The organism is Haloglomus halophilum, assembly GCF_024298885.1.
Lineage (GTDB): Archaea > Halobacteriota > Halobacteria > Halobacteriales > Haloarculaceae > Haloglomus > Haloglomus halophilum.
The window spans coordinates 102,657-119,561 of the sequence record NZ_CP101166.1; the positions used below are offsets into that span (position 1 = coordinate 102,657).

13 protein-coding genes are annotated in these 16,905 nt (G+C 69.2%); 4 read left to right on the top strand and 9 right to left on the bottom strand.

Annotated elements, in window-relative coordinates:
- Positions 1–383: 383 nt before the first annotated feature.
- Both NL114_RS00485 and NL114_RS00490 read right to left on the bottom strand, forming a co-directional pair.
- A complete protein-coding gene (locus NL114_RS00485) occupies positions 384–2,786 on the bottom strand; it encodes a PrkA family serine protein kinase (protein WP_254822848.1) in 2,403 nt (800 codons plus the stop codon).
- Between the two features lies 1 nt (position 2,787).
- A complete protein-coding gene (locus tag NL114_RS00490) occupies positions 2,788–4,857 on the bottom strand; it encodes a PrkA family serine protein kinase (protein ID WP_254822849.1) in 2,070 nt (689 codons plus the stop codon).
- Between the two features lie 487 nt (positions 4,858–5,344).
- Here NL114_RS00490 and NL114_RS00495 point away from each other — a divergent pair, with 487 nt between their 5' ends.
- On the top strand, positions 5,345–5,761 hold the full coding sequence (locus tag NL114_RS00495; RefSeq protein WP_254822850.1) for a DUF5820 family protein: 417 nt from the start codon (positions 5,345–5,347) through the stop codon (positions 5,759–5,761).
- Between the two features lie 6 nt (positions 5,762–5,767).
- On the opposite strand, the gene NL114_RS00500 is transcribed toward NL114_RS00495, so the two are convergent.
- A complete protein-coding gene (locus NL114_RS00500; protein WP_254822851.1) occupies positions 5,768–7,027 on the bottom strand; it encodes an Ig-like domain-containing protein in 1,260 nt (419 codons plus the stop codon).
- A gap of 106 nt (positions 7,028–7,133) precedes the next feature.
- Between NL114_RS00500 and NL114_RS00505 the strand changes: the two genes are divergently transcribed.
- A complete protein-coding gene (locus tag NL114_RS00505; protein WP_254822852.1) occupies positions 7,134–7,583 on the top strand; it encodes a UPF0179 family protein in 450 nt (149 codons plus the stop codon).
- A gap of 1 nt (position 7,584) precedes the next feature.
- Positions 7,585–8,328: a class I SAM-dependent methyltransferase gene (locus NL114_RS00510; RefSeq protein WP_254822853.1), complete on the top strand. Its 744-nt coding sequence runs from the start codon at positions 7,585–7,587 to the stop codon at positions 8,326–8,328.
- Here NL114_RS00510 and NL114_RS00515 read toward each other — a convergent pair.
- From NL114_RS00515 to NL114_RS00525, 3 genes are all read right to left on the bottom strand, one after another.
- Positions 8,325–9,140, bottom strand: a complete 816-nt coding sequence (locus NL114_RS00515; RefSeq protein WP_254822854.1) for a M14 family metallopeptidase — start codon at positions 9,138–9,140, stop codon at positions 8,325–8,327. The two genes, NL114_RS00510 and NL114_RS00515, sit on opposite strands and share 4 nt — an antisense overlap.
- Before the next feature lie 160 nt (positions 9,141–9,300).
- Positions 9,301–9,498: a hypothetical protein gene (locus NL114_RS00520; RefSeq protein ID WP_254822855.1), complete on the bottom strand. Its 198-nt coding sequence runs from the start codon at positions 9,496–9,498 to the stop codon at positions 9,301–9,303.
- 123 nt (positions 9,499–9,621) lie between these two features.
- Positions 9,622–10,977: a class-III pyridoxal-phosphate-dependent aminotransferase gene (locus NL114_RS00525; protein ID WP_254822856.1), complete on the bottom strand. Its 1,356-nt coding sequence runs from the start codon at positions 10,975–10,977 to the stop codon at positions 9,622–9,624.
- A 100-nt stretch (positions 10,978–11,077) separates the two neighbouring features.
- Here NL114_RS00525 and NL114_RS00530 point away from each other — a divergent pair, with 100 nt between their 5' ends.
- Positions 11,078–12,352: an AI-2E family transporter gene (locus NL114_RS00530; protein ID WP_254822857.1), complete on the top strand. Its 1,275-nt coding sequence runs from the start codon at positions 11,078–11,080 to the stop codon at positions 12,350–12,352.
- Positions 12,353–12,361: 9 nt separating this feature from the next.
- Here the strand turns inward: NL114_RS00530 and NL114_RS00535 are convergent, their stop codons facing one another.
- The 3 genes from NL114_RS00535 to NL114_RS00545 form a co-directional block, all read right to left on the bottom strand.
- A complete protein-coding gene (locus NL114_RS00535) occupies positions 12,362–12,607 on the bottom strand; it encodes a hypothetical protein (RefSeq protein WP_254822858.1) in 246 nt (81 codons plus the stop codon).
- Positions 12,608–12,677: 70 nt separating this feature from the next.
- Complete coding sequence (locus tag NL114_RS00540; protein ID WP_254822859.1) at positions 12,678–13,403, bottom strand: ribosome assembly factor SBDS; 726 nt, start codon at positions 13,401–13,403, stop codon at positions 12,678–12,680.
- Between the two features lie 111 nt (positions 13,404–13,514).
- The gene (locus NL114_RS00545; protein ID WP_254822860.1) at positions 13,515–16,874 is read right to left on the bottom strand and encodes a S8/S53 family peptidase; all 3,360 of its coding nucleotides are present in this window, start codon (positions 16,872–16,874) and stop codon (positions 13,515–13,517) included.
- Positions 16,875–16,905 lie beyond the last annotated feature (31 nt).

Sequence of the window (16,905 nt, forward strand, 5' to 3'; positions counted from 1 at the left end):
CGTCAGTCCAACCGGCGCGCGCTGGCACCCGGCGGCCGGCTCACCGCGGGCGACCTCGTGTCGCCCGCTCACCTGCCGGCCGCCGGAAGCCCCTGTGCGCGCGAGGGCTGAAGCGCGCAGCGCAGCGAGCACTGCAAGCGGCTGGGGAGGCACGAGGCCCACGGTCCCGACTGACCCACACGCGGTCCTGGTGGACTCGAAGGGCGAGGCCGCTCGGTGGTCCCCCGGCGATGTATGCACTGGACTGAGTGCCGAACGGCGTGAGGCACGAGGGAAGCGCGCAGCGAGCCGCGGGGCCCCGAGCGGCCGAGGGCTTCGTAGGCGTCTCCGTCGTCCCTGACGACATCCGAATCCAAACCGGACACGACCACGGAACATCCTCATCACTCCCATCGGTAGCTCACCTGGCCCATGACGTGCCGGCTCGTGAGTTCGGCCGACGCCTCCGAGTAGTCGAACAGTTCCTGCATGTTCCGGATGGTATCTGATTTGACAGAAGCCGTCTCCGTCCCGGACGGCGGGTCGTCCCACTGGTCGGGGTCGAAGTCCGGGAACGTCCGGCGGACGTCGTCCCAGTCGTGGCTGCCCAGCACCGTCTCGATGACCGGAATCTCCTTGACGTTCACATCTTCCACCCGGAAGTCCTCGTCGCGGTGGCGCCAGGCGTGGCGGTTGAGGGCGGTGACGACCTTCTCGGCGCGGAACTCCTCGACGGCCGCGTCGGGCTCGGTCCCGTCGTAGTCGTCCTCGTCGAACCGGCCGAGGTGCTCGGTCTCGAACACCTTCATCTTCAGCGGGTCCGGCTCCTCCAGTTCGCCGCGCTCGTTCTCGATCCCCTCGTCCTCGACCCACGCGTAGACGTGCTCGATGTACTCCTCGACGGTGGCCTCGTCGACGCGCTTCTCGCGCATGATGGCCTCCAGCACGTCGTCCTCCTGCTCGGTGAACACGTGGTTCTTGATGGGGACGAGCCGGTTCTCGAACTCCGTCTTCTCGTTGGGCCCGAAGACGGGCGTGTCGCTCAGCTCCTCGGCCATCCGGTTGAGCACGTCGCGGGGCATCACCACGTCCTCGACCGGGAGGTCGGGGTGGTGGCGGTCCTGCACCTCGTGGAGCAGGTCCGCGATGATGTCCCGCGTGTACGTGACGGGGATGCCCGTCTCTCCGTCCTCGGCGTCGGCGTCGAAGTCGAACTCCTCCTTCTCCCGGCGCTCGTCGCCGTCCTGCAGGTAGCCCCGGTCGAACACCAGGGCCTTGTCCACGAGGTCCAGCCCGGGCGGGACGTCCTCGCCGTCGAGTCGCGTGACGACCGCGTACAGCGCGGCCGCCTCGATGGTGTGCGGGGCGAGTTCCTTCTCCCGGACGACACCCTCGCCGTCGCGGACGCGGATGGTGACCGGCTGGCGGATGCGCGCCGCCAGCTCGTCGTAGGAGTCGGCGGTCCAGACCGTCGTCTCGTTGGTGAGTTCGCGCTGGATGAGTTCGGCCTCCAGCGAGAGGTTCGTCAGGTAGGTGAACTCGTGCTTGTCGAGGCGCCGCTTCAGGGCCTTCAGCGGGTCCGACCCCGAGCGGTCGGCGTGCTGGTTCAGTCTCGCTTCGAGGTCCGGGTTCGAGATGATGATCATCTGCGTGTCGATGTCCATCCCGATGCCCTTGTCCAGTTTCACGCTCCCCTCGTCGGGGACGTTGAGCAGTTTCTGCAGCAGGTCGGCGTGCTGGGCGGCGTCCTCGACGATGGTGAGGAGGCCGTTCCCCTGCGAGAGGACGCCGTCGTAGCTGAACGCCTGCGGGTTCTTGCGCCCCCGCGAGTCGAGTTCGCGGAGCATCCCGGCCATCCACGAGCCGACGAGCCGCTCCTTGGGCGAGCCGTCGTCCTCCGAGTGGAGGACGCCGATGCCCTGGCCAACGTCGGCGACGTAGTTCTTCACCCGGAGGTGCTTCGGGTCCGTCACCGCCGAGAACAGGTCCTCGACACCCTGCCGGCGGTACTGCTCCTCGAGAAAGTCGTACGCCTCCCGCGAGAACGGGTCCAGCCGCCCCTCCACGCGGATGGGGATGTGGTCGTCCAGCCGGGCGTTCAGCTCGGCGAGCAGGTCCTCGCGCACGTCCTCGGGGAACACCGCCAGTGGGTGGACCTGCACGGGCGAGGCGTACCAGTCGTCCTCGTCCGGTTCCGGCGGGCCCCCGCCGCCGTAGGTCATCGCGCTCGCGCCGCTGTCGGCACCCGCGACGTTCCACTCGACGGTGTAGCGCCGACCCTCGGGCGTCTTGCTGAACTCCCGGAGCCCGTTGATGAGACACCGCTTCAGCTCGGACTTGCCGGTCGCGGTCGGACCCTCCAGCCAGACGATCTTCTCGTCCTTGCCCCGCCCCGCGGCGATGGAGCGGAGGTCGTCGACGAACGCGTTCAGCACCTCCGTGTTGCCGAGGATGGCGTGCTCGCCGTCGTTGTGCGGGTCGTCGAAGAAGCAGTAGCGCTGCTTCTCCTCGCCCTCCTCGACGACGGTGCGGCGGCCGGCGGCCTCGATGGCCTGCAGCAGGTACTTCGAGGCGTGGCTCGCGGTCCCCGGGTTCTCGAACAGTTCCTCGACGTACTCCGAGAGCGACATCGGCGGCTCGTAGGTCGCCTCCAGGCTCTCGTCGGCCGCGTCGATGAACGAGGCCGCGTCACGAGCGACACCGCCGTCGGACCGGCGGCCCGACGAGGCTCGGCTCGCGTCGCTCGCCTCACCTCCATCTGCGACCTCGTCGTCGGTCGGTTCCTCGCCACGGTTGTCGTCGGTCATATCAGTCTTCCATCTCCGTCTTGGCGACCTCGGCGCCGGCGAACTCGAGCACCTCTCTGGCCCCGTCTTCGGAGTAGCCCTGGTCGGTCAGGGCCTGCACCCAGGCGGACCGCTCGTCGTCGTCCATCTCCCCGCTCGACACGAGTGCCGAGAAGTTGATGTTGTGCTTCTTGTCCTCCCAGAGCTTGCGTTCGAGCGCCCGGCGCAGCCGGTCGTTGTCCTGCGGGTCGAACGTCTCCCCCTCGCGCGCTCTGCGGGAGACCCAGTTGGCGACCTCCTGGCGGAAGTCGTTCTTCCGGTCCTCCGGGATGTCGAGTTTCTCCTCGACGTCGCGCAGGAACTTCTCGTCGGGCTCCTGCTCGCGACCCGTAATCTCGTCCTCGACGGTGTCGTCGTCGATGTAGGCCATGACGTGGTCCATGTACTTCTCGCCCTGGCGCTGGATCTCGTCGAGGTCGTAGGCGAGCGCGTGGCGCACGTCCTCGATGGCACGCTCCTTGTACTCCTCGCGGACGAGTTCCAGGTAGCGGTAGTAGGTCTCGAAGTTCTCCTGCGGGATGGAGCCGTGGTTCTCCAGGTTCTCCTCGAGGTGGTTGAACGTGGTGAGCGGCGAGAGGAACCCCCGGCCCCGGTGCATCGAGTCCATGATGGCCTCGGCGATCTCGTCGCCGATGAACCGCGGACTGACCCCGTCCATCCCCTCGCCGAGGTCGGTGGTCTCCTCGGCCTCGTCGCGGAGCTTCTTCACGTCGATGTCCTCACCCTCGTCGATCTCGCCGTTGTAGGCCTTCGCCTTCTGGACGACGCCGACCTGCCCGCCGTCGGGCTCGGCGATGCGCGTGAGGACGCCGAACAGCCCGGCCATCTGGAGGGTGTGGGGCTCGACGTGGATATCCGGCACGTCGGCGTTGTGGAGCATCTTCTCGTAGATGCGGGCCTCCTCCGCGTACTGGAGGACGTACGGGAAGTCGATGCGTTTGGTCCGGTCGTTGAACGCCTCCATCTTCTCGTCGCCCTTCTTGTCCCGGTACTCGGGCATGTTCGTCCGGCCGACGATGACCTGGTCGATGTCGATGCGGGGGTTGTTCTTCGGCTTGATCGTCTGCTCCTGGGTGGCGTGCAGGAAGTCATAGAGGAACTCGCGCTGCAGTTTGAGCAACTCCTCGCCCGAGAAGATACCGCGGTTCGCGTTGCAGAACGCCCCGCTGTAGTCGAATGCTCGCGGGTCCGACTCCCCGTAGACCGCGATCTTCGAGTAGTTGACATCCCCCGTCAGCTCCGTCTCGTCCTGGTTCTTCTTGTCCTTGGGCTCGAACGTCTCGATGCCCTGGCGCTTGTTCTCGTCGGCGATGAACCGGACGATCTCGATGTGGTTCTCCAGAACCGTCTGCAGGTCGTCGTCGTACTCCTCCAGCAGCCGGTCCATGTAGAACTCGCTGGCCGGGTCCAGCGACTGCTCGTTGCGGATGGTGTAGGGCGCGTCGAGCGCCTCGTTCACCCGTTCCAGAACGCGGTCGCGCTGCTTCTGTGGCAGCAGCACGAGCGGGTCCTGGTTCATCGGCGACCGGACCGTGTCGTCGGCCGGGTCCTGGTCGCGGATGACATCGCCCAGGTTGGTCCAGCGGAAGGTGTACATCCGGCCCTCGTCGGTGGCGGTGTAATCCTCGTAGTAGGTCCGGACCTGGCGGTCGAACTCGGACTTCCCGGAGCCGACCGGCCCCAGGAGCAGTTTGATACGCTTCTCGGGGCCCAGTCCACGGGCGCCGGATTTCACCTTGTTGACGAACTCGTGGATGGACTCGTGGACGGCACGGCCGTAGAACGTGTTCTCGCCGTCGTTCAGCGGGTCCTCGCTGGCGAGCAGGTACTCGACGACGCCGGCGTCCTCGTCGTATTCGGTCCCGTAGTAGTCGAACATGTCCGCGACGCGCTGGTGGGCGTTGCGCGCGATGCGCGGGTGGTCGTAGACCTCGTCGAGGTACCACTCGAAGGAGTGGGTCTCGCGGAGGTCCTCGGGGATGGTATCACGGTACTCCTGGCTGAGTGCTTCGAGGCTCTCTCGTTCGCTCATGTGTTGGTCTGGGTGGTCGTCATCTCGGGGGGATGGGTCACAGCCGTGGGCCCACCGTCACGGCGGCCGCGGTCGGTATCGACACGGAGCTGGGGCCCGCCCCCTACGTACCGGCGGAGGAACCGCGGGCACGGGAGTCCGGCCCGGGGGCCGCTCGCACGGAACCGGGGATGAGTGTATTGTGGCATGAGTGGGCGTACCACACTCCGGCGCCGGCACCGACGTCACGGGGCGACGTAACGGGGAGCACGGCCGGGGCGTTCGGTGGCTCGGCGCCACCGCACTATATTAACCATGAGAGTCCGTCACTCATAAGTTTTGCCGCAATCACCCCGAGAGAACACGACCGTCCACCGCCGAAACCACACGCCGACGCGCTGGTGCGACGGACTACCAAGCTCCCTGGCAGAGCGGCGCTTATATACCTTCCGGCCAGCCGGTGTCGGAACCGCCGGACTCAGGGACACCGACGGCGTACCGGCGGGCGATGACCGACGACGCGCGGGACCCCGGGACCTCACTCGACCCGGCGACGCTCCCCGATGGCTGGCGGGTCTGGAGCGACGACGACCAGCGGACGGTCCTCGTCTACCGACCGGATATCTTCGATGGCGGCGCATTCCCCGCACCGTGTCTGCCGACCCTCTACGTCACCCACGGGCGGCGCGACCGCCGGCCCGGCGTCGAGCGCGAGGCTCCGCCGGGTGCGTCGTGGGTCGTGACGCTCTACCTCGAACCCGACGTGTCGGCCCCGGAGGAACGGTACGATACGCGGGGGGCCGCAGTGGAGGGTGCCCGCGAACTGGCCGCGGAGTTCGCACGCGGGGACGTGGACTACCGCGACCTCTATCAGGTCCCTCGCGAGGACTACTTCGACGAGCTGGACCGGCTGACCGGTGAGTGACGGCCGCTACGCGAGACTGCTCCGTGCCACCGCCAGGGAGCCGTCGGCCTCGACCATCACCTGCAGGTCGTCGCCGGACTCGTCGACCTGCCAGTCCACCCGTTCCTCGCGTCCGTCCAGCAGGAGTCGCGTGTCGTAGACGCCGCGCTTCGCCACGAGGGCCTCGGTCTGCCCCTTCCCGCCGGCGGCCAGCGCCACGTCGCGCTCGACGGCCGTGCGGTCCCCGTCGCGGACGACCAGTTCCAGCTGCCGGTCGGCGCCGCTCCGGTTGACCCACTCGAGTCGGGCGGGGTCGGCCACGTTCTCCGACGGGTCGCTCGACTCGTACGGGAGCGAGGCCGCCTCGCACTCCCCACTCGCCCGGTCCGGGAGGTCCTCGACGGGCCGTGTCTCGACGGAGAGCGTCCCGTCACCGGAGACGTCGACGAGTGCCCCCTGCGGGTCGTCGGCGGCGGTCGCCGTCGCGAGCGTCGTCTCCGCACTCGCGTCCCGGCCCAGCGACGCCCGTACCGTGTGGGTCGCGGCCTCGCGGAGGAACGCTCCGTACCGGACGACCGAAGCCGGCGCCGAGGGCTCCCACGGTGGCGTCTCGGCCACCAGTTCCCCGCCGACCGTCGCCGTGACGCGGACCGGGTGGGACTCGCAATCCCGGTTGCGGACGACGAGCGGCCGGGGCTCGTCCAGCAGTTCCCGTCCGTACCGGCCGACGGTGCTGAACCGCGTGGTATCGCCACGCTGGGGCGTGATGCCGACGGTGGCGTGCCTGACGGCCGGGCGGGCCACGCGGACGAGCAGCAGGTCCGTCGTGATGTCGTCCGTGCCGGCGGTACCGGGGTAGCGCGCCGCGAGCGTCACCGTCTCGCCCGCGACCCGCGCCGAGACGAGTTCGAGGTCCGGAACGGAGGACGACTGGGACTCCTGAACGCAGACGACGCTCGCGGCGTCGTAGTCGGTCTCCCTGAGAAACGCGGGGGCCTCGCTCCCGGCTTCGTCGCCTTCGAGTGCGGTCGCGAGTCGCTCGCCGTGGCTCGCCGTCGTCGCCACCGCGAGGTAGTTGCCACCGACCGCACGCTGGGCGAACGGGGCGTCCAGCCGGCCGAGTTCCGGCGTGCCGTTGGCGGTGAGCGTCCCCGTGACGGTCGCCTCGGTGCCGGTCGGCGTCGACCCGGCACCGGGCGTCGTGCCGCCGTCCACCGGCCCGTCCGTACAGCCCGCCAGGCCGGCGAGGGCGCCACCCGCGAGGGCGAGATACTGCCGTCGTTGCATGGCTGTCGAGGGGTCGCCAGCGGGTATATGCCTTCCAGAGAGTCAAGCCGCCGTTTGACCGGCCGGCGCCCGGGTGCTTTTCACCCGTCGCGGCGAACCGTCGGCCATGTCGAAGGTCACGCTCATCGGGACCCGGCTCGCGGAACCGGGGACCGAGTTCGTCTACGGCGGCGAGGCGAGCGGCTGTGCGGGCTGTCCCTACCGGAACCAGTGTCTCAACCTGACCGAGGGCCGCAAGTACCGCGTCACCGAGGTCCGCGACGGCGGGCAGACGCTGGAATGTGCGATGCACGACACCGGCGTCCGCGCGGTGGAGGTGGAGCCGGCACCCATCACGGCGAACGTCGCCGCCACCTCCGCGTACGCCGGCAGCCGCGTCTCGCTGGAGGGGCCCTGCCCACACACGGAGTGCCCGAGTCACGAGTTCTGCGAACCCGACGGCGCGGAGTTCGACGCGGAGTACCGCATCGACGAGGTGCTCGGCGACCCGCCACACGACCACTGCGCGCTGGGCCGGGACCTGGAACTGGTGGAGTTCGAGGCACCCGGAGAGTAGCGTGACCGACCCGGAGCACGACGCGAACCGCGACAGGAGTAGCCGGCGGGACGCCGAGGACGACGACACCGACCGGTTCGAGGTCGACGAGGCGTTCCGTACCATCGGCCGGACGTTCGAGGAGTACGCCGCGATGTTCGACCTCGAACCGGGAGCGCCGTCCGACCGCCGGGTACTGGACTGCCCGTCGGGGGTCGGTTCGTTCGTCGGGACCGCTCGCGAGCGCGGCGTGCCCGTCGTCGGTGCGGACCCGCTCTACGGGCGGCCCCGGGATGATATCGCGACCACGGCACGCGAGGACTGCGAGGCCACCGTCGAGCAGTTGCGCGAGACGCGCGACCTGTTCGCCTGGGACTGGTACGGTGACATCGACGGGCGGGCCGACCACCTCCGGCGGGCCCACCGGCGGTTCCTGGCCGACTACCCCGCGGGCCCGTACGTCGCGGCCGGGCTCCCGGACCTCCCGTTCCCGGACGACAGCTTCGACCTCGCGCTGTCGGCCAACCTGCTGTTCCTCTACGACGACCGGCTGGACGCGGCGTTCCACACCGCGGCGCTCCGGGAACTCGCCCGGGTCGCCGACGAGGTCCGGGTGTTCCCGCTGGCGTCGCTGGACACCGAGCGGTCGGCGTTCGTCGAGCCGTCGGTCACGGCGCTCCGGGCGGACGGACTCGCCGTCGAGACACGCGAGGTACCCTACGAGTTCCAGCGCGGCGTCACGGAGATGCTGGTGGTCCGGCGCTAGCGCTCGGCCCGGGCCGTCGCCTCGCCGTCGGCCTCCAGTTTCCCGACGAGTTCGCCGGTGTAGCCGAACACGTCCTCGTAGCCGTAGGCGGACATCAGGATGGGATAGAACGGTTCGTCGGCGACGAGTTGCTCGCCGTCGACGGCCGCGAACGGCGCGTCCGCGTCCACGCGCTGGAAGTTCTCGACGAGGACCTCGTAGCGGTCGCCCCGGCGCTTCGGGATGCGCCGATGCATCCGGAAGATGGGGACCTCGTGGTTCTCGTGTGGCTCGCCCGGGAGCGCGCCGACGGCCGCGAGGAACTCCCGCACCAACCGCTCCGCGTTCTCGGCGGCCTGGTCGCTTCCCTGAAGCCCACACTCCACCTCCAGCACCTCGTCGCGCTCGATGAGCCGGCCCTCGGAGAACTGCGAGGTCTCGACCAGCGCGTCCACCGAGAGATACGGACACGCCGAGCGCGCGAGCGCGTCCACCGTGTCACAGAGCGCGAACGGCTGCGCGTAGGACTGGGTCGAGTGCATCGAGAAGACGACACAGTCGCGAAGCTCCGCCAGCAGTTCGTGGGCCAGCCGTGCCTCGTGGGTGTCGGCGTCCGGCGCACCCGGGAAGGCACGGTTGAGGTCCTCCTCGACGTACCGGAGGTTCCGCGCCATCGCCTCCTCGTTGGCGACGATGAACTTGACCGGGCGCGCGAGGTCCGGGTCGGCCTGCAACACCGCGTCGATGGCGCGAGGGCCGCACGGCTCGTCGCCGTGGATGCCACCCACCACAGCGATCTCCGGCTCACCATCGCCCAACTGCTCGACCCGCATTACACCGGGGTATCGACCCGAGCCCTATCAACGGCGCGCTTTCCGGGCGGTGTCGACCATCGCTGGCCGTCGAGACGGCGTGGTTTCCGAGTTACTCCGGAGATTATCGCTGAACCCCGGGAGTTCGCGACGGGATTCGGGCGTACGGAGTGGGACGAGGTCACTCCGGCTGCACGGAGAGTGTCAGTTCGAGGTCGGCGTCACAGCTCCGACACCGCCCGGTGTCGATGACATCTCTCAGGAGCTGCTGGTTGAAGCAGGAGGGACACGAGATCGCCTTCATCGTGCCGGGGAGCCCGGCGAACGTGTTGTCCCCGTCCAGTACGAACTCCATCGACCCGCCGTCCTCCGTCGACATGTGGAGCGTTGACGCACACCACGATAATGAAGCTTCGGCAGACGGACGGCGGACACGGCCGGGCATCCCGCATCGGACGGCCCGGTGAGCGTCACCCCGTGCGGGGCGGACAGTGCAACCGCCTCACGCCACGTCGCGGACCGCCTCGGCCAGCAGGTCCACGCCCAGCCGGACCTCCCGTTCGGTCACGTCCAGCGGCGGGAGCAGCCGGAGCGTCCTGTGGCCACAGCCCAGCGTCAGCAGGCCGTGCTGCATCGCTGCCGCCTGCACGTCGTCGCGCCGCTCCTTCGTGTCGAACTCGACGGCGAGCAACAGGCCGAGACCACGAACATCGGTCACGCCCGGCAGGTCGGCATCGGCCAGCAGCTCGCGGGCCTGCCGCCCCCGCTCGGTCGCGTTCGTCAGGAGGTCGTACTCGTGGATGGCGTCTAGCGTGAGTGCGCCCTGCAGCGAGGCCGCGATATCCCCGGCGCCCCAGGTCGAGGAGAGCCGGCTCTGCTCCTCGGGGAACACGTCCTTGCTGGCGACCGTCGCGCCCACGCGCAGCGCCTTCGCCGCCGTGATGACGTCCGGTTCGATGGGGTAGTGGTCGCTGGCCCACAGTTCGCCCGAGCGGCCCACGCCGGACTGGATCTCGTCGGCGACGATGTGGATGTCGTGCTCGTCACAGAGCGCGGCGACCTCCTCCATGAACGCGTCGCTGGGGACGTGGTAGCCGCCCTCGCCCTGCACCGGCTCCAGGATGAGGAAGGCCAGTTCGTCGACGTTGACGTGGCCCCGCTCCGGGTCGAGCATCCGGCGGAGGGTGGAGGGCCCCTCGCCGTCGGGGTCGGGGAAGAACCCGCACCCGCACGCGGCCGGGTCACACGAGCGGTCCCGGCAGAACGGCGCGTCGTGGACCGGGCCGATCTCGGGGAACTCGCGGCGGTACACCTCCTTCGAGCGGTTGAGCGAGAGCGTCCCCAGCGTCCGGCCGTGGAAGGCGCCCTCGAAGGTGATGGCGTACTTCCCGCCGGTGTCGTCGTAGCAGATCTTCATCGCGTTCTCGACCGCCTCCGCGCCGGAGTTCGAGAGGAACACGGTGTCCATCCCGTAGTGGCTCGTCGCCTCCACGAGGCGGTCCATCAGCTCCGCCGGCCCCGGGAACTGCGGGTCGGCGGGGTCGCCCGCGGAGAGGTAGAAATCCTGCCCGGCGATCTTGCCCGGGTCGGGCAGGTCGAACTCGGCCATCGGCTCCGTGATCTTCGGGTTCTGGTAGCCCAGCGGCGCCGCACCGACGTGGCTGGTGAAGTCCATGAGGACGTTCCCGTCGACGTCCGTGCAGAACGGGCCGTCGGCGGGGGCGGTGTGGTCCCAGACGAAGTCGTAGACGTACGTGGCTGGCGCGGCGAACGAGCGGTGATAGTCGACCCGTTCCCTGGCCTTCTCGCCGGGCAGTTCGGCCACGCGTGGCTCCACCCGGTCACGGTCGAGACCCATACCCCGCGGCTACGCGAACCCCAAGCAAAAGGCTGTGGGGGGGCAGCGGGACAGAGCTACGGTGACGGAGGTTTATGGTCGCGCCTGCGAACCGCCCAGTATGCAGGTCCCCGTATCGAAGTCCCGCGCCGCGTGGTGGGCCCTTGGGGCCGCCGTGGCGTTCCTGCTCTCCTTCGTCGCGTACTCGTTCGTCGGGACGTTCGTGCTGGCCCTCTTCGTCTACTACGGGACGCGGCCGTTCTACACCCGGTTGCGCCGGCGGTTGCGGTCGAAATCCCTCGCCGCGGCCCTGGCGCTCCTGGCGCTTGCCCTGCCGGTCCTCGTGCTCGTGACCTACGCGCTCGCCATCGGCCTGCAGGAGTTCCAGCGCTTCCGCAACACTGCCGACCTCGGCCCGCTGGAGGAGGCCGTCGCACCCTACCTGGAGCTCTCGGACGCCGTCGGCGACCCGGCCACGTTGCTGTCGGATCCGAACGCCCGCGCCGCCATCGAGAGCGCACTCGGGCCCGCGCTCGACTCGCTCGGCTTCGTCGGCAACGGCCTGCTCCACCTGTTCGTCGTCTTCGCGGCCGCCTTCTACATGCTCCGTGACGGTCCCCGGCTCACCCGCTGGGCGCTCCGACGGTTCGGGACCGAGACGGGCGTCCTCGGCACGTTCGTCGACCGCGTCGACACGGACCTCCACAGCGTCTACACCGGGAACCTGCTGAACGCCGTCTTCACGGCCGGCATCGGTGCCGTCGTCTACTCGCTGCTCAACTTCGTCGCCCCGCCCGGCATCTTCATCCCCTACCCGGCACTCATCGGCCTGCTGGCCGGTGCTGCCAGCCTCGTCCCCGTCGTCGGCATGAAACTGGTCTACGTCCCGGTGGCGATCTACCTGTTCGTCGTCGCCGGAGCCAACGACGCGTCGGTCTGGTTCCCCACCGCGTTCACCCTCCTCTCCTTCGTCATCGTCGACACCATCCCGGACCTGCTGCTCCGGCCGTACGTCTCCGGGCGTAACCTCCACGTCGGCCTCGTGATGTTCGCCTACATCTTCGGCCCGCTCCTCTTTGGCTGGTACGGCATCTTCCTCGGCCCGCTCCTGCTGGTCCTGACGTACCACTTCGCCGACCTCGTCCTCCCGGAACTGGTCGCCGGGAACGCCATCCGGCCGGCCGCGGTCGACCCGGGAACGACCCCTCCTGACGAGGATTACCCGGACGCGATGGCCGATACAGCCCCCACCACGGACGAGTCGGCAGACGACGCGGCGGCCAAGGACGGACCGGACGACGCTCCCGACTCGACGGAACCACGCGACCGACCCGACGGTGACCCGGCCCCGAGCACGGATGGTGACCACCCGGACGGCGGCCCCCCGGGCGAGTAGCCCGGCGACTCACTCGAGCCGCGTTCCGTCCCGGGGACAGTACTCGTGATCGGTCGCCCGGGTCCGGTAACCACACGCCGGACAGGTCCGGACCGGCGGTTCGTCGTGCTCGTCACCACCCCGGAACAGGAACGGGACGAACGGCAGGAAGAGGAACAGGAGCAACGTGTCGAAGTAGACGTACGCGGCGACGCTCACGAGCAGGCTCGCCAGCAGGCCGACGGCCGCGGTGAGCAGACGCGAACGACTGGGCACGTGGCATGGAAGGGCCTCATGCCCGGAAACGGTTGCGTTCCGTCGCGTTCCGGCCGCGAGCGGCAGTCGATTACCGCGTCCCGATGTCGTCCTCGTCCTTGATGACACGGACGTCGGCCTCACCGCTGGAGACCTCGTTGCAGAGCTCGTAGAACTCGTTCTGCAGGCCGGCCGGGAACTTCAGCACGCCGACCCAGCTCCCGTCGGACTGCCACTCCTCGCGCTGCAGGTCGCCGAACTCCCGGACCTGCGCCTGGCCGGAGCCGGCGTGGTCCGCGGGCAGCTGGACCGCCATCACGACCTCGTCGAAGCGGATGGGGATGACCGGCCGGAGCGCCTCCAGCGCGTCGTCGACCTGGTTCTCGACGGGCTCCATCGGGTCGACCTTGAACCCGGCCTGTTCGAGCGCGCGCTCGATGCGCTCGGGCGGGTGGGGTGTGTCGTCCTGCTGGGGGTTGACCGCGTTCCGGACGATGGTGTTGACGAGCTGCTTGTGCTTTTGCTCCTGCATCTCCCGGCGCTGGTCGGCCGTGATCTGGATCTCCCCGCGCTTGATGACCTCCGGGATGATCTCCATCGGATCGGTCGTCCCGAACACCTCCTCCAGCGCGTTCTCGGGCGGCCGGTCGCCGCGCGAGGCGTCCTCGAACACGTCTTCGGCGGCGATGACGTCCTCGAGGTCGCCCTCGAACTCGTCGCGCTTGATGGCCAGTGCCGCGTCCGGGTCGACCAGCACCTCGAACCGCTCGCCGTGGGATTCGAGCCGGGCCGTCACGGCCTCGTCGAGTGATATCATACCGCCGGCTACGCAGGCGGACGGTTAAAAGGTGTGTCCCTGACGGCGTGGCCGCCGCTGGAGAGTGTGAGAACGAGTGGAGGGCGAGTGGGGAACGGGCGGGGATGTGGGTCAGAGCGTGTCCGAGACCGTGTCGGTCGTGCCACTCACGGTGTCGGTGATGGAGCCGCCGTCGCTGCCACCCGAGGAGCCACCGCCCGAGCCACCGGTCGCGTCCGAAATCGGGTCGGTCGCGGAGGTGGGGTCGCTGGCCGTCTCGGTGGTCGTCGAGGTCGCCGAACTCGCGCTCGGCGTGACGGCGTTCTCGTTCGTCCCACCGAAGGTGGCCCGGTCGTTCCGGACGCCCTTCGACTCGGGAGCGTCGATCTCGACGGCAGCGGGCCCCAGCGTGGCCTGACCGCCGCTTTCCTGGACCTCGACCTGGTAGTAGAACTCGCGGCTCTCGCCGTCGTCGTTGACCAGGTCCGCGTCGTACTCGCCGAGGTCGACGATGACGCGGCCGTTCTCGGTCGTGAAGTCCTCGGCGTCGCCGGGACCCTCGACGATCGGCGTCCAGCCCTCGGGCAGGCTGTCACGGACCTTGATCGTGTCACCGTCGGACAGCTCCGTGACATCGTCGAGCGTGACCCGCATGTCGACGGTGGAGCCGCCGATGTAGGTCTGGGTCTCGTCGGCCCGGGAGCCCACCGCGCCGAAGGTGGGCAGCTTCTCCAGCGTGAAGTTCGGCGCGAACGAGACCGTCGTCCGGGCGTCGAACCCGTTGACCAGCCCGGGGACGTTGACGAGCTTCGCGACGACCAGCAGCTTGCGCGTCTCGCCGTCACCCGACGCGGCGTCGAGCGTTCCGACGGCCGAGTCAGCCTGCTCCTGCGGGCTCTGGCTGCGGCCGTCCGTGTAGACCGTGAGCTGGCTGGCACTCCCGTTCCGGATCTGGGTCTTCGCGACGACGTTCGGCTCGCCGTTGGCGGCGGGGTTCTCCGCGTCGTAGACGAACACGTCGACGTGGGGGCCGCCGGCCGCCATTCCGGCGTCGGGACCCTCCAGCTCGCCGGCACCGACACGGAGGTCGAGCGACCCGCGCGGCGCCTCGATGAAGCCCGCGACCGCTCGGGAGTCCTTCGGGACGTCGAGGCCGACCTCGCCGCTGTAGTTCGTGGAGACCTCCTCGCCGGGTTCGAACTTGTCGTCAGTGAGTGACGCACCGCCGCCGTACATGTTCTGCGTGACGGCGTCGATGGCGGCATCCGGGTTGACGCGACCGTACCCCTCGAAGGGGTCGCGGTCGCCGTACTGGTACGAGGGCGCCTTGGCGCGGTGGTACGGAGCCGCGGTGAAGGCCGTCTCCGAGGCCGTCGCCAGGATGACCTGCTTCCACCGCATCACGTCATCGAACGTGGTGTCCTCGGGGGCCGGGAGGAGGCCGTCGTCCCCCTCGTCGAAGGCGTCGCCGTCCTCCATCGCGTCCGCGACGAGGCCCGCCACGCCGTTGACGAACGGGGAGGCCATCGAGGTCCCGGCCTTGCCCGTGTAGTCACGCGGCGTCTCGTCGTCGCTGAAGTCGGAGGTGTTGGCCTTCGCGGCCTGGGCGAGGTCGGTCAGCGAGCCACCGGGTGCGGTGACGTCCGGCTTCATGTACGCCCCCTCGCCGTCCTCGTCGTTGCCACCGAGACCGCCGGAGGAGTACGCGACGATGCCGTCTCGCGGGCCGGTCGCGACCACGCTGACCGCCTCGTCGGCGACCGCGGGCGCACCGTTCCCGTTGGCCGGCGTCGCGGCGTTACCCGCCGCGGCGACCGTCATGATACCCTGCTCGGCCATCTCCTTGACGTTCTCGACGACGCCCCCGTCCAGGCCCTGCCCGAAGCCACCGAGCGGCAGTCCGCCGACGTAGCCCCAGGACATGTTGACCGAGCGGAGGTTGAACTGGCTGGTGAACGTGTCGCCGTGGTTCGCCAGCACCTCGACCGGCGCACCGAAGCCCTGCAGGCCGACCAGTGACGCGTCCGGCGCGACGCCGGAGTGGATGGCGACCCGTCCGTCCTCCGTGCGGTCGCCGTCGCCGGCGTTGGCGACGGATTCGAGGGAGCCGACCGCGAACTCCTTCACGCGGCCGATCGTGGGGGAGGCGCCGCCGAGCTGGTCGTCGGGGTCGACCTCCACCGACTCCTCGGGGAGCGTCTGGTTCCCGACGCTCTGCCCACCGACGCTGGCGGAGGCGCTCGGGGAGCCGGGCTGGATGCGAACCGTGTACGTCCCGGCCTTCTCGGCCGGATACGTGACGACGTTGTTGTCGAACTCGCTGGTGTCGGAGCCGACCGCCGACTCCGCGACGACCTCGCCCCGCGGGTCCTTGATCTTGATCTCCAGGTTGTCACCGTAGGCGGAGGCGAAGACGCCCTCACCGCTCTGGACATCGACGTACTCGACCTTCGCCATCCCCGAGAGGAGCGCCTCGGCGCTCTCGTTCTCGACGTGCTTGGTGACATCCTTGACCGTACTCGCGCGGCCGGAGCCACCCATGATGGAGCTGACGTGACTCCCGTGGCCGTCGGGGTCGCGGGGCTTGCTCAGCTTCCCGAAGCGGCCGGTGGGGTCGACCCAGCCGACCGTCTTGGTGTCCCCATCCCGGTAGTCCTCCATCACGTTCTCCGAGTCCCCGAGGGCGCCCCTCGGCCCTTCCTTCGTGTAGAAGCCGAGAGTCTCGTCCGCCTCGGCGTTCTCTCCGGGGTTGCTGTTCGGCGACTCCGAGGAGCGCACGTAGACGGTCGCCTCCGACACCGTGTTGACGTACAGTTCCGCGACGAACCGGTACTCCGTCTCTTCCTCGACCTTCGCGCCGAGGATGCGCTCCGGAACGCTCCCCGTCGCGGTCGTCGTGACCGGCTTCCACGTCGGGTTGTCCGGCGTCCCGGTGTTCTTGTCCAGCCGGAACTCCAGGTCGTTGGCGTTCTGCTGGCTCGGGGTCCAGTCGAGTTCGGCGTTGACGTACCGCATCGGGCCCGTGTTCATCGTGAACCGGACGACCTCGACCTCCTGGCCGGTCGCGAACGTCCCCGGCGTCGCCTGTGCGGTGGCCGGGAAGGCACCGGGGGTGCTGACGGCGTCCGAGAGCGGCTCGTCCGGCGTGTTGATATCCCGAACGGACTCGTCGACCAGCTGGAGTCCGTCGTCGCCGACGATACCCCGGACGCCGTTCCACGGGCCGAGGTCGGGGTGCCGGGCGTCGAGTCCGGAGTCGGTCAGGCCGATGGACCGGTTGGGGTTCCCGCGGTAGCCACGGTCCCAGACCTTGACGAGTTCCTGGACACGCGAGTTGGCGAGGTCGGACAGCGCGAGCTCCGAGTGACCGGCACTCGCGCTGTTCGCCGAGGCGCCGAGCAGGCCGGCGCCGGCCGCGGCGCCCGCCGCTTTGGTGAACGTTCTGCGTGACAGTTCGATTCCGTTTTCGCTGCTTGAGTCGTCCCCACTCATGCTTCACCCCGACCTTTCTACAGTATGTAAA

Coding starts and splice junctions, on each gene's coding strand:
- NL114_RS00485 (WP_254822848.1), bottom strand. CDS start 2,786: ATGACCGACGACAACCGTGGCGAGGAACCGACCGACGACGAGGTCGCA.
- NL114_RS00490 (WP_254822849.1), bottom strand. CDS start 4,857: ATGAGCGAACGAGAGAGCCTCGAAGCACTCAGCCAGGAGTACCGTGAT.
- NL114_RS00495 (WP_254822850.1), top strand. CDS start 5,345: ATGACCGACGACGCGCGGGACCCCGGGACCTCACTCGACCCGGCGACG.
- NL114_RS00500 (WP_254822851.1), bottom strand. CDS start 7,027: ATGCAACGACGGCAGTATCTCGCCCTCGCGGGTGGCGCCCTCGCCGGC.
- NL114_RS00505 (WP_254822852.1), top strand. CDS start 7,134: ATGTCGAAGGTCACGCTCATCGGGACCCGGCTCGCGGAACCGGGGACC.
- NL114_RS00515 (WP_254822854.1), bottom strand. CDS start 9,140: ATGCGGGTCGAGCAGTTGGGCGATGGTGAGCCGGAGATCGCTGTGGTG.
- NL114_RS00520 (WP_254822855.1), bottom strand. CDS start 9,498: ATGTCGACGGAGGACGGCGGGTCGATGGAGTTCGTACTGGACGGGGAC.
- NL114_RS00525 (WP_254822856.1), bottom strand. CDS start 10,977: ATGGGTCTCGACCGTGACCGGGTGGAGCCACGCGTGGCCGAACTGCCC.
- NL114_RS00530 (WP_254822857.1), top strand. CDS start 11,078: ATGCAGGTCCCCGTATCGAAGTCCCGCGCCGCGTGGTGGGCCCTTGGG.
- NL114_RS00540 (WP_254822859.1), bottom strand. CDS start 13,403: ATGATATCACTCGACGAGGCCGTGACGGCCCGGCTCGAATCCCACGGC.
- NL114_RS00545 (WP_254822860.1), bottom strand. CDS start 16,874: ATGAGTGGGGACGACTCAAGCAGCGAAAACGGAATCGAACTGTCACGC.